Below are 12,240 nucleotides of genomic sequence, written 5' to 3'. Positions count from 1 at the left end.
AATGAAGACACAGTGGATCGTGGGTTTGATCGCAGGGGCTCTGATCCTGGGGTTCGTGGGCGGCCTCGTGGGCAGCTTTGCGTTCCCGGCGAAGTCCCCCGAGGGGGACGTGGCGAAGCTCACCGAGCGGGTAGCGAGCTTGGAAACGAGGGTCGCGGGGATCACAACGAGCGGGGGCGGGCTTCGGGTCGGGGTCGTGGACGCAGAGACCCTGTTCACGCGGGTGTTCCTTCCCCAGGTCCAGACGGAGCGGGCGGCGATGGAGGCCAAGGCACGGGACATCCAAACCCTTCAGGCCGACTACGCGGCGGGGAAGATCAAGCTGGACGCCTACCAGCAGCGGTACCTCCGCCTGCAGGCGGAACTGATCCAGGCCTCGCTCCAGGTGAACCTGGCGATGCTCGAGAAGATGATCGCCTCGCCAGGGTTCCTCACCCTGCGGACGGACCTCCAGAGTCTGCGGACCCAGGCCCAGCCGATCGTGGACGAGGTCGAGAAGGCGGTGAAGGAAGCCCAGGTCACGATCCTCGACATGACCGGGTTCAACGAGCGCCTCCAGCAGCTCCAGACGGCGTTCCAACAGCTCGATCAACTCCTCACCCAGGTCGCGGCAGCGAAGATCCTCGAGATCACGCAACAGGTCGCGAACGAGAAGGGCTACGACCTCGTCCTGAGGACGAAGGATGTGGTCATGTTCCGCCGCGAGTCGACCGTGATCGACCTCTCCTCGGACGTAGAAGGACGGCTGTGGGCCCTGTTCCCAACCCGCTGATCGCCTAACGGAGGGCCTGACGATGGGGGAGCGCCTCGTCGAATCGGTGCCGAACGTGTCCGAGGGCCGGGATCGGGCCGCGATCGAGGCGATGGCCGCGGCACTTCAGAGCGGGCCCACGGTGCGGCTCCTCGACGTCCAGTCTGACCCCGACCACCACCGCACCGTGTTCACCCTCGTCGGGGACCCCGACGGGGTGGCAGATGCGATCCTCCGCCTGTTCGCGGCCGCCCTCCCCCGGATCGACCTCCGCCTCCACCGGGGCGAACACCCGCGGATGGGGGCGGTGGACGTGGTCCCGTTCGTGCCGGTGCGGGGGGTGACGATGGCCGACTGCGTGGCCCTCGCCCGGCGCGTCGGCCGCGAAGTGTGGGAGCGGTTTCGGGTCCCGGTGTACCTGTACGAGGAAGCGGCGAGCCGCCCCGAGCGCCGTGACCTGGCCGAGATCCGCCGCGGCGAGTTCGAGGGGTTCGCGGACAAGATCCTCCGGGAGGAGTGGGCCCCCGACTTCGGGGAGAGGGTCCTCCACCCCACCGCCGGCGCAACCGCGATCGGGGCCCGGGAGTTCCTGATCGCGTTCAACGTGAACCTCGGTACCGCCGACCTCAAGGTCGCCAAGGCGATCGCCCGGGCCGTGCGCGGCTCCTCCGGTGGCCTCCGCTACGTGAAGGCCCTCGGCGTGGCCCTCGCGGATCGGGGGATCGTCCAGGTCTCGATGAACCTCACCAACTATAAGAAGACCCCCCTCGCCCGGGCCCTCGACCTCGTGCGCAGCGAGGCGGCCCGGCATGGGGTAGCGGTGGTGGGGACGGAGATCGTGGGCCTGGTCCCGGAGGAGGCGCTGTTTTCGGCGGCGGACCACTACCTGAGGCTGGAGCGGTTCTCCCCCGACCAGGTCCTCGAGCGGCGGATTTCTTCCGCCCCGGACGGCTGATGGAGCCACCCTTCCCGTTCCGCAGGGTGAGCGTGATCGGCCTCGCCCGGACGGGGAAGGCCGTGGTGGAGGCCCTCGCCCCCCGCGGGGTGTCCCTCTTCGTCTCCGAGGCACGATCGCTTGCCCCCGACGAGCGGGCGTTCCTCTCCCGCTACGGCGTGGAATGGGAAGAGGGTGGGCACACGGGGCGCGGGGTGGAGGCGGACCTCGTCGTGCCGAGCCCGGGCGTGCCGTCGCAGGCGGCCGTGCTCGGGGAGGCGCGACGGCGGGGCATCCCGATCTGGTCGGAGATCGAACTCGCCTTCCGCCTCGGCCGGCCGGAGGCCCTCATCGCCGTCACCGGCACGAACGGGAAGACAACGACCGTCGCGCTCGTGGGGGCGATCCTCCGTGCCGCGGGCTGGGATCCCGTGGTCGCAGGGAACATCGGGTGCCCGGCGATCTCCACCGTGGGCGAGGTGGAGGGCCGGCCGTGGGTGCTCGAGGTCAGCTCGTACCAGCTCGAGTGGGTCGAGGCCTTCCGTCCCACGGTTGCGGTGTGGCTCAACTTCGCGCCCGACCACCTTGACCACCACGGGACGCTCGCTGCCTATTTCGCGGCCAAGGCCAAGCTCCTCGCGCGCCAGGCGGACGAGGACGCCGCGGTCCTGGCGCAGGAGGTCCTGGCGCAGGTTTCCCCGCGGGCGCGGTGCGTGGACTACGATCGGGTGGCCCTCCCCGCGGGGTGGGGGGATGGGATGCCCGACCACCTCCGTCGCGATCTCGCCGCGGCGTGGGCCGCGGCGTGCGCCGCGTACCCAGGCCTTGCCTCCTCCCCTCCCCCCTCCCGCGCGATCGCCCCCGCCCTCCACCAGCCCCACCGCCTGCAGCGGGTGGGGGAGGTCCAGGGCATCGCGTTCGTGGATGACTCCAAGGGCACAAATGCCCACGCCACCGCCGCCGCCCTCGCCGCGATCCCGGGCCGGGTGGTGCTCATCCTTGGGGGCCGCCACAAGGGGGGGGGCTACGATGCCCTCGTCCCTATCCTGCGGGACAAGGTGCGGTCCTGTGTCCTCATCGGGGAGTCGCAGGCCTATTTCGCCGCCCTCCTCGCACCGGCGGCGATCCCCTACGAGATGGCCGACGACCCGACCGACGCGCTGCGCCGGGCGTACCGCGCCGCCCGGCCCGGGGACACCGTGCTCCTGTCCCCGGCCTGCTCAAGCTTCGATCAGTTCACGAATTACGCTCAACGGGGGGACGCTTTCCAGCGCGCCTTCTCTGCCCTCGCTCGGCCCGCGGCCGGTCTGTCCCCTGAGGGAGGGACAGCCAACACCTCGTCCCCGGAACGATAGCCGGGGGAGCGGCCCCCGCGGTCCTTCGGGGGAGGGGACATGTGCGCCATACTACGTTCGCCATGGGGAGCCTCGAGGGCAGGATCGCCGTCGTCCTTTCTTTCTTGCTCCTGGCCGGGTTCCTGTTCGTGTCCTCGGCGAGCCTCCCCCTCTCCGTCCGCCTGACCGGGGACCCCTGGGCGCTCCTCAAGCGCCAGATCGTGGGGGGGGTGCTCGGGCTGGTGGGCCTGGTCGTGCTGTGGCGGCTCGATTACCACGTGTGGGAGAAGGTGGATGATCTCCTGATCGGGGGGGTGTTCGTCCTCCTCGTCCTCACCCTCATCCCACCCCTCGCCGACGGAGCGCGCTGGCTACGGCTCGGCCCATTCCAGTTCCAGCCCTCCGAGGTGGGCAAGGTCGCGCTCATCCTGTATGTGGCGGGATCCCTCGTCCGGCGTGGGGATCGCGTGAAGAACTACCGGGAAGGGGTCCTCCCGTACCTCTTTATCCTGGGACTGTTCGGACTGGTCCTCCTCCTCCAGCCCGACTCGGGGATGCTCCTCCTGTACGTGGTCACGGTGGGGTTCCTCCTCTGGGTGGGGGGCGTCCCCCTGCGCCACCTGCTCCTCACCCTCCTCGGCGGGCTGCCCGTGGCGGGCGTGGTCTTGTTCCTCGCTCGGTACCGGGTGGAGCGCCTGGTGGCGTTCCTCCACCCCGAGGCGTACCGGGACACGTACGGCTACCAGACGTTCCAATCGCTCGTCGCGGTCGGCTCGGGCGGCCTGTTCGGCCGGGGGCTCGGGGCGTCCCGGGCGAAGCTGTTCTACCTTCCGGCAGCGCACAACGACTTCCTGTTCGCCATCGTAGCTGAAGAGACAGGGCTCGTGGGCGCGCTGTGCGTGATTGGCCTCCTGGGAGCCCTCGTCGTCCTCGGGTTTCGCGCGGCCCGCCAGGCCCCGGACCGGCTGGGGGCCCTCTACGCATGGGGGGCATCGTTCCTCCTCGGGTTCCAGGCCCTGTTCAACCTGGCGGTGGCAGTAGGGGTGATGCCGGTGAAGGGGCTGACGCTGCCGTTCCTCAGCTATGGCGGGTCATCGCTCATGGTGAGCCTGATCTTGGGCGGGCTGATCCTCGGCGTGGCCCGCGCGGGCCGGCACTCTACCGTAGGGGTGCTTGTGCCGGGGGGGAAGGGATGAGGATCCTCGTGGCTGCAGGGGGCACGGGGGGCCACGTGTACCCAGCGTTGGCCGTGGTCGAGGAGCTACGCGCCCAGGGCGCGCTCTCCCGGGTGGGGTGGATCGGCGACCCTGCTCGGCTCGAAGGGAGGGTGGTGCGGCGGCACCCCTGGATCGAGTTCTACGCCCTCCCCTCACGCGGGGTGGACCGCCGCCGGCCGTGGACGTGGCCTCGCTCCGCCGTGGGCGCAGCGGGGAACCTCCTCCGCGCGCTCGTCCTCGTGCGCCAGTTCCAGCCCGACGTCGTGTTTGGAACCGGGGGCCACGCCGCGTTCTCCCCCGTGGTGGCGGCGTGGCTCCTCCGCGTTCCAACCGTGATCCATGAACAGAACGCGCGGATGGGCCTTGCCAATCGGACCCTGGCTCGGCTGGCGGACCGGGTGCTCCTCTCCTTCCCGACGACCCACGGGGTCCCCCGGACCGCGCGGGCGCTCGTGACCGGGAACCCGGTGCGGAGGGAGGTGGCGGCGGTCCCCTCCCAGCTCGGGGACGAGCTCCTCGTGGTGGGAGGGTCGCTTGGGTCGCGGAACTTGGTCGAGGCGATGCTCCGGGCCGCCCCGGAGCTGGCGCGGACCCCCGGCCTGCGGCTGCGCCTCGTCACCGGGCAGGCGGTCCCGGTTGAGGACGCCACCGCTGCGCTCGCCCGGGCAGGGGTGGCGGCGGAGGTGGTGCCGTACGCGGACCCGTTCTCCGATGCCCTGGCCCAGGCACGCCTCGTCGTGGCACGGGCGGGGGCCACGACGGTGGCGGAGGTGGCGGCCGCGGGTCGGCCAACGGTGTTCGTGCCGTGGAACGGGGCCGCCGGACACCACCAGCACGACAACGCGCAGGCGATGGCGGCGGCCGGGGGGTGCGTTGTGGTGCCCGAGGAACGAGCCCGGTGTGAGCTGGGGGAGCTCGTGAGCACGCTGTGGAGGGACGAGCGCAGGCTTCGCGACATGGCCGCGGCAGCGCGGGCGACCGCCCGGCCGGAGGCGGCCCGCCGGGCGGCGGAGGCGATCATCTCACTCGTGGAGGGCATACGAATATGAACGGCTTCGCAGGACGGGTTCACCTGATCGGGATCGGGGGCGAGGGGATGGCAGCGCTGGCCCACCTCCTCCGGGAAGGGGGGGCCACGATCTCCGGGTCCGACATCCGGGATTCGGCCCGCGCGATGGCCCTCCGGGCGTGGGCCGAGGTTCACGTCGGGCACCGCGCGGAGCAGGTGCCGGACCGGGTGGACGCCATCGTGTACTCGTCCGCGATCTCGCCCGCCAACCCGGAGATCCGCGCGGCGCGCGGGATCCCGTGCTGGCCCCGATTGCCCGCGCTCGGGACGATCATCCGGGGGAGGGATCTCGTCGCGGTGGTCGGCACCCACGGGAAGACCACCACCGCCGCCTGGACCGCCCACCTCGTGACGAACGTCACCGGGGAGGGGGGCTACTACGTCGGAGGCGAAGTGCCCGCTGCTCCGTCCGCGGTCCTGGGCCGGGGGAAACCGTTCGTGGCCGAGGTGGACGAGTCCGACGGGCGGTTCGTCGGCCTCACCCCCCGGGTGGCGGTCCTCACCTCAGTGGACACGGACCACATCGGGACCTACGGCGGGTTCGCGGGGCTGAGGCAGGCGTTCGCGCGGTTCGTCGCCCGCGCCGATCGTGTCGCGGTGTGCGCCGACGATCCAATCGCCCTCGACGCCGCTCGGTCGCAGCACAGGCCGCTCACGTACGGGCTCTCGCCTCACGCAGACCTGCGGGCGGTGGGCGTGGAGTACCACCGGGAGCGATCGAACTTCGAGCTCCTCCTGCGGGGGGACAAGGCAGGGGAGGTCGAGGTCCCCGGCCCGGGCCCGCATAACGTGCTCAATGCGCTCGGCGCTCTCGCGGCCGGCGTCCTCCTCGACATCCCCCTCCGCGACCTCGTGCTCTCGCTCCCCACGGCCGCCCGGCCGCGCCGCAGGCTGGAGGTCCTCGAGGAGAACGGCTACCTGGTCGTGGACGACTATGCCCATCACCCAACCGAGGTCGCGGCCGGGCTCGCCGCGCTCCGCTTGGGGTGGCCGGACCGGCGGATCGTCGCCATTTTCCAGCCTCATCGCTACTCCCGAACCCAGGCCCTCGCCGGCGCGTTCGGGACGGTGCTCGCGCGGGCGGACCAGGTGGTGGTGTCCCGGATCTATCCAGCGTTCGAGCGGCCGATCCCCGGCGTGAGCGGGCGCGACGTGGCAGAGGCGATCTGCGGCGCAGGGGGGAACGCTGTCTATCGGGACAGCCTCGACGCGGCGTTGGATACGGCAGCGGAGGCGATCCAGCCGGGGGACGTGGTGGCCTGTTTCGGCGCGGGAGACATATGGAAGCTGGCGCGGGAGATGGCGCACGGGCTCTCCTACGGATCCTAAGGGACCTCCCCGGAGGGCTGAGGGCCGAGGAACTTCTCGCCCCCCACACCACGTTCCGGATCGGTGGGAGGGCGTTCGCATTGTACGAGCCGCCCACCGAGGACGCGCTGGCGGAGGCCGTGGTGCGAGCCCGCAGCCATGGGTTCCCGTGGCGGATGCTGGGCGGTGGGTCCAAGCTCCTCATCCCCGATCGGGGGTTCCCCGGCCTCGTCCTCTCCACCGCCGGGTTGCGCTCCTGGCATGAGGAAGGGGAATTCCTCCGGGTGGGAGCCGGGGTGCCGCTCGCCCGGGTCGCCCGCCGCGGGGCGTGGGCCCTCGCCGGGATCCCGGGCACGGTAGGGGGGGCGGTGGCGATGAACGCTGGGACGAGGCACGGCTCCATCGCAGAACAGGTGGTGTGGGTCCAGGCCCTCCTCCCCACCGGGCGCGTCCACACCTTCTCCCCCGCGGAGTGCGGCTTCACCTACCGGGACTCCCTGTTCCGCCGGCTGCGCCTCCCCGTGCTCGCGGTCGGGCTGCGCCTCCAGCCTTGCCAGGACCTGGCCCCGTTCCTCCGGGAGCGGGCCAAGAGCCAACCGCTGGGGCTCCCATCGGCGGGGTGCGTGTTCCGAAACCCGCCCGACGGGAGGTCCGCGGGCTGGCTGATCGACCAGTGTGGCCTCAAGGGCGCGCGCATCGGGGATGCCGTGGTCTCGGAACATCACGCCAACTTCATCTGTAACCTTGGCCACGCCCGCGCCTCCGACGTCCTGGAGCTCGTGGATCGTGTGCAGGACACCGTCGTAAGCGAGTTCGGGGTCTGGCTCAAGCTGGAGCTTGAGGTCGTGGGGGAGTGATCCGCGCCGCCCGGGTCGGGTGCATCGTTTGTTCTTTCCTCATCGCCATTTGCGTGGCCCTGCGCTGGGGCGGCTGGTGGCGGGTGGGGGAAGTGTGGGTCTCTTCCACGCGTTACGTCGCCGCCGAACAGTTGACAGGTATTCTGCTCGGTGCTAATGTACTTCGATTACAAACGAGGGGAATCGCGGACTGGATTCAGCGCGACCCCCGGGTTTTGGATGTGACGATCCGGGTGCGCCCGCTTGGGAAGCGGGTGGAAGTGGAGATCAAAGAGAGGGAACCGGCGGTGCAGGTACAGCTGCAAGGGGGGGCGACGGTGTGGGTGGATGCCGAGGGGGTGATCCTCGAGCCCGGCACGACACCCGTGGTGGTCGGGGCCCGCCGGGATGGCGCGCGGGTGTCCCCGGAGGCGGTGCAGGCCGCTTGGGCCGTGGCGCGACTGGATCCCACGGTGCGCGAGAGGTTCCCGATGTTCGATATCTCTGACCCCACCAATGTTATCGCCAAGGGGGACCGGTCCCCGACCCTCTTCTTGGGCGAGATTGGCCAACTGGGGGACCGACTTGCTATCCTGGAGGAACTATGGAAGCGAGGGCTGCTTGCCGAGTGCGCCACGGTGGATTTCCGCGTGAGCGACGAGGTGATCCTGAAGCGAACGAGATGAAGGTGGTGGTTCGATGAGTCGGGAGCGGCTGATGGTGGGGTTGGATGTCGGGACGACCAAGGTGGCCTGTCTGGTGGCCAACGTGGTCGACGAGTACATCGAGGTCATCGGTCTGGGGACATCGCCGTCGCGGGGCCTGGAAAAGGGGGTCGTGGTCGACATCGGCCGCACCGTGCAGTCGATCCGCAAAGCGGTGGAAGAAGCGGAGAACATGGCCGATGTGCGGGTCCAGAATGCCTACGTCGGCATCGCGGGGAAGCACATCCGCTCCCTCAACAACTCCGCGACCGTATCCATCACGCGGCCGGACCGGATCATCACCGCCGAGGACGTACGGCGGGTGGTGGAGGCCGCACGGACGATGCCCCTCTCCCCGGATGTGGAACTCATCCACGTCATCCCCCGGCAGTACATCGTGGACGGCCAGGAAGGGATCACCGACCCGGTAGGGATGACCGGGACCCGCCTCGAGGTGGACGTGCACATCGTGCTCGGATCGGTGACCGCGGTCCACAACCTCGTGCGGTGCGTGGAAGCGGTGGGGATCGGGATCTCCCAGATCGTGCTCGAGCCCCTCGCCTCGGCGATGGCGGTCCTCTCCTCAGCGGAGAAGGAGCTGGGCGTTGTCCTCCTCGATTCGGGCGGGGGAACGACCGACATCTCCGTGTTTCGCGGCGGGGATATCTGGTTTTCGAAGACGATCCCCATCGCCGGCGAACATATCACGAACGACATCACCGTGGGCCTCCAGACCCCGATCGAAGAGGCGGAGCGAATCAAAAAACAGTACGGAACTTGCCTCGTTGACTCGGTGGGCGATGACGAAAAGATTGAAGTGGCCACGATCGGAGGGGAGAGCACAAAACAGGTGTCGCGAAAGAAGCTCGCCAAGGTCATCGAGCCCCGAGTGGAGGAGATCCTCGACCTCGCGATGCAGGAGGTGGAGGACGCCGGCTACCGGGACCTCATCCCGGCGGGCGTGGTGATCACCGGCGGTACAGCGCTCCTCTCCGGGATCGCGGAGTACATCGAGAAGCGCTATGGGCTCCCCGCCCGTGTGGGAAGCCTCCCCCAGGGAATCCACGGGCTGCGGGACATCGTCGAGTCCCCCATCTACGCCACCGGGATCGGGCTCCTCAAGTACGCGGTGGAGACCCGGGACTTCGTGCCCACGAAGCGCACGCGGGGGTCGAAAGGGATGCTGGGCAAGCTGTTCGGGTGGTTCCGCAGCTTCCTCCGGGGGTGAGCGTGATGGGGGAGAGCCCAGCCAAGATCATGGTCGTGGGGGTCGGCGGCGGCGGCGGGAACGCCGTGAGCCGCATGGCCCAGGCTGGGATGGTGGGCGTCGAGCTCGTGGTGATGAACACCGACGCCCAGGTACTGGAGATCGTGGAGGCCCACCGCCGGTTGCAGCTCGGGACCAAGCGCACGGGTGGGCTCGGGGCAGGGGGCGATCCCGAGGTCGGGCGCGAGGCGGCCGAGGAATCGCGGGACGAGATCGCGGACCTGCTTGAGGGGCTGGACATGGTGTTCATCACCGCAGGGATGGGCGGCGGGACGGGGACGGGAGGGGCGCCGGTCGTAGCCGAGATCGCCAAGGAGATGGGCATCCTCACGGTGGGGATCGTCACCCGGCCGTTCTCGTTCGAGGGCTTGGCCCGCTCCCAGCGCGCGGAGCGGGGCGTGCAGCAGCTGGCGAAGAACGTGGACGCGATCATCACCATCTCCAACGACCGCCTCCTCAAGGTCGCCCCCCACGAGATGCCCCTCACCCGGGCGTTCGAGCTGGTGGACGAGATCCTCCGCCAGGGTGTCCAGGGCGTCACCGAGCTCATCACCGTCCCCGGGCTCATCAACCTCGACTTCGCGGATGTGGAGGCCGTGCTCAAGGGGGCAGGGACGGCCCTGATGGGGATCGGCGAGGCCGACGGCGAGAACAAGACGCGCGAGGCGGCCCGCAAGTCCATCTCCTCTCCCCTCCTTGACTTCAGCGTCAAGGGCGCGAAGAAGGCGATCCTCAACATCACCGGCGGGGAGGACCTCACCCTGGAGGAGGTCACCGCGGCCGCGAGCGCGATCCAAGAGGCGTTGTCCGACAAAGCTGACCTCATCTTCGGGGCCGCGATCCGGGAGGGGATGCAGAAGGCGAAGGTGACCGTGATCGCGACCGGGTTCCCCGCTGGTCAGGGCGGGGAGATCATGGAGGCCAACGAGGAGATCGTCCTCGAGCGGCTGGAGCGGGAGGGGATCCGCGACGATTACGACATCCCCACGTTCCTGCGCCGCTCCCGCCGGCCCGAGATCCCGTAGGGCAGCGGCTCACCCCGCAAAGCGGTGGGTGATGGGGAACCGGCGGCCCATCCCGAACGCCTTCGGTGACACCTTGAGGACGAGGGGGAACTGTCGCCGCTTGTGTTCCGAGGCGCGGAGGCGGCGGGCGACGTCCCGAGCGATGCCTTCGTCGAACGAACGGGTGAGCTCATCCCAAGACCGGTTCTCCACAACGAGCGCGCGCACGATCGGATCCAGCACGTCGTAGGGAGGCAGGTCCTCGTCGTCCCGCTGGTTCGGGCGCAGCTCGGCGGAGGGGGGGCGGGAGAGGGTCCCCTCCGGGATGAGGAGGCACGGGGCCTGCGCGTTGATGAGGTGGGCGAGTTCGTACACCTCGGCCTTGACGAGGTCCCCGATCGGGGCCAGCGCCCCCACCGTGTCCCCATAGAGCGTGTTGTACCCGGTGGCGATCTCTGATTTGTTCCCGCAGGAGAGGACAACGTAGCCCATCGCGTTGGCGAGCGCCATCCACAGGACCCCCCGCACCCTCGCCTGCAGGTTTTCGGCGGTTAGGCCGACCACGGGGATGTGCGAGGAGAGGGCTTCGCTGAAGGAGGCCACGATCGGCTCGATGGGGATCTCCACCCAGCGGATCCCGAGGGTCCTCGCAAGGTAGCGCGCTTCCTGTGCGGATTCGGCTGCGGTGTACGGGCTCGGGAAGAACGTCCCCACGACCCGTTCTGGCCCCAGCGCCTGGCAGGCAAGCGCCGCCACGACCGCCGAGTCCACCCCGCCCGAGATCCCGACCACGACGCCCCGGATCCCGTTCTTCTCAATGTAGTCCCGGATGCCCACCACCAACGCCTCGCGCACACAGTCCATCCCGTCCGGGCGGGGGGGCGCTACCGGAGGAGCAGCGGTGTCAAACAGGTACAACCCCTCAGCGAACCGCGGGGCGGAGAGGAGGAACGCCCCGTCGGGCCGAAGTGCGAACGATCCGCCATCGAACACGAGCTCGTCCTGTCCCCCCACCAGGTTCGCGTAGGCGAACGGGACAGCGGCCCGTTCCGCCCATCCCCGGGCGAGGGCGTAGCGGAGGAGGGGCTTGCCGCGGAAGTAGGGGGAGGCCGACACGTTGATGAGGAGATCCACCCCCGCTCCCGCTTGGGCGGCGAGCACCCCTCCCTCGTGCCAGAAGTCCTCGCACACCGACAGCCCGAGGCGCAGGCCCTGCCATTCGAGCACGACGATCTCCGTGCCACGGGTGAAGTACCGCTCCTCCTCGAACACATCGAACGAGGGAAGCTCATGCTTCGCCTGGTGCCCGACGACGTTGCCGTCGGCGAGGAGGAACGCGGCGTTGTGGAGGAGGAGATCGCCCCCGAACGCGGCCGCCGATGGGTCGGCCTTGGTGGCGGGCCGCGTCCCAGCGCGGGCGATGTGGCCAATCACGATGGCGATGTCGCGGCTCGCCTCCACGATCGCAGCGAACTCCCGGTCCGCCGCATCGAGGAACCCCGGGCGATGGAGGAGATCCCGTGGCGGGTAGCCGAGGAGGGCGTGTTCCGGGAAGATGGCGAGGTCTGCGCCCTGCTGCCGCGCTTGGGCGACCTGCCGCAGGATCCGCTCCCGGTTCCCAGGGAAGTCGCCCACGGTGGGGTTGAACTGGCCCACGGCGATCCTCACGCGACCCCCGCCACGAGGCACCGCGGCTGAGCCATGGTCATGACGTTCCACCCCTTCCGTTCCCCGTCAAGAAATGAGCAGCGCCCTCCTGCTTAGGCTGGGAGGTGAGGCATGCGGTGGGATTGGGCCTTGAGCAGAAGGGCGCGAA

The 12,240-nt window shown here is 69.8% G+C and carries 11 protein-coding genes; 10 read left to right on the top strand and 1 reads right to left on the bottom strand.

Annotated elements, in window-relative coordinates; all coding sequences use genetic code 11:
• Position 1: 1 nt before the first annotated feature.
• From BARAN1_RS01310 to ftsZ, 10 genes are all read left to right on the top strand, one after another.
• The gene (locus tag BARAN1_RS01310; RefSeq protein ID WP_122030539.1) at positions 2 to 772 is read left to right on the top strand and encodes an OmpH family outer membrane protein; all 771 of its coding nucleotides are present in this window, start codon (positions 2 to 4) and stop codon (positions 770 to 772) included.
• A gap of 22 nt (positions 773 to 794) precedes the next feature.
• Positions 795 to 1,706 carry a glutamate formimidoyltransferase gene (gene ftcD, locus BARAN1_RS01305; RefSeq protein ID WP_122030538.1) on the top strand — a complete coding sequence of 304 codons (912 nt, stop codon included), beginning with the start codon at positions 795 to 797 and terminating at the stop codon, positions 1,704 to 1,706.
• Positions 1,707 to 1,738: 32 nt separating this feature from the next.
• Positions 1,739 to 3,040 (top strand): Mur ligase family protein, encoded by a 1,302-nt coding sequence (locus BARAN1_RS01300; RefSeq protein WP_162297729.1) that lies wholly within the window; start codon positions 1,739 to 1,741, stop codon positions 3,038 to 3,040.
• A gap of 62 nt (positions 3,041 to 3,102) precedes the next feature.
• Positions 3,103 to 4,215 carry a putative lipid II flippase FtsW gene (gene ftsW / locus BARAN1_RS01295; RefSeq protein WP_122030536.1) on the top strand — a complete coding sequence of 371 codons (1,113 nt, stop codon included), beginning with the start codon at positions 3,103 to 3,105 and terminating at the stop codon, positions 4,213 to 4,215.
• On the top strand, positions 4,212 to 5,285 hold the full coding sequence (gene murG / locus BARAN1_RS01290; protein ID WP_122030535.1) for an undecaprenyldiphospho-muramoylpentapeptide beta-N-acetylglucosaminyltransferase: 1,074 nt from the start codon (positions 4,212 to 4,214) through the stop codon (positions 5,283 to 5,285). Before ftsW ends, murG begins: the two co-directional genes overlap by 4 nt.
• Positions 5,282 to 6,634 carry a UDP-N-acetylmuramate--L-alanine ligase gene (murC, locus tag BARAN1_RS01285; protein ID WP_122030534.1) on the top strand — a complete coding sequence of 451 codons (1,353 nt, stop codon included), beginning with the start codon at positions 5,282 to 5,284 and terminating at the stop codon, positions 6,632 to 6,634. Before murG ends, murC begins: the two co-directional genes overlap by 4 nt.
• On the top strand, positions 6,586 to 7,470 hold the full coding sequence (gene murB / locus BARAN1_RS01280; protein ID WP_122030533.1) for a UDP-N-acetylmuramate dehydrogenase: 885 nt from the start codon (positions 6,586 to 6,588) through the stop codon (positions 7,468 to 7,470). Before murC ends, murB begins: the two co-directional genes overlap by 49 nt.
• Positions 7,467 to 8,135 carry a cell division protein FtsQ/DivIB gene (locus BARAN1_RS01275; protein ID WP_157959366.1) on the top strand — a complete coding sequence of 223 codons (669 nt, stop codon included), beginning with the start codon at positions 7,467 to 7,469 and terminating at the stop codon, positions 8,133 to 8,135. The genes murB and BARAN1_RS01275 overlap by 4 nt, the downstream gene beginning before the upstream one ends.
• A gap of 13 nt (positions 8,136 to 8,148) precedes the next feature.
• Positions 8,149 to 9,381, top strand: coding sequence for a cell division protein FtsA (gene ftsA / locus BARAN1_RS01270; protein ID WP_122030531.1), 1,233 nt, complete (start codon positions 8,149 to 8,151; stop codon positions 9,379 to 9,381).
• Positions 9,382 to 9,386: 5 nt separating this feature from the next.
• Complete coding sequence (ftsZ, locus tag BARAN1_RS01265; RefSeq protein ID WP_122031738.1) at positions 9,387 to 10,445, top strand: cell division protein FtsZ; 1,059 nt, start codon at positions 9,387 to 9,389, stop codon at positions 10,443 to 10,445.
• A gap of 9 nt (positions 10,446 to 10,454) precedes the next feature.
• On the opposite strand, the gene BARAN1_RS01260 is transcribed toward ftsZ, so the two are convergent.
• Positions 10,455 to 12,092 (bottom strand): NAD+ synthase, encoded by a 1,638-nt coding sequence (locus BARAN1_RS01260; protein WP_122030530.1) that lies wholly within the window; start codon positions 12,090 to 12,092, stop codon positions 10,455 to 10,457.
• Between the last annotated feature and the right edge of the window lie 148 nt (positions 12,093 to 12,240).

Origin of the sequence: Candidatus Bipolaricaulis anaerobius (genome assembly GCF_900465355.1) — a bacterium.
Classification (GTDB): domain Bacteria; phylum Bipolaricaulota; class Bipolaricaulia; order Bipolaricaulales; family Bipolaricaulaceae; genus Bipolaricaulis; species Bipolaricaulis anaerobius.
Note: the sequence above shows the minus strand (reverse complement) of the source record. Positions and strands in the feature narration are given on the sequence as shown.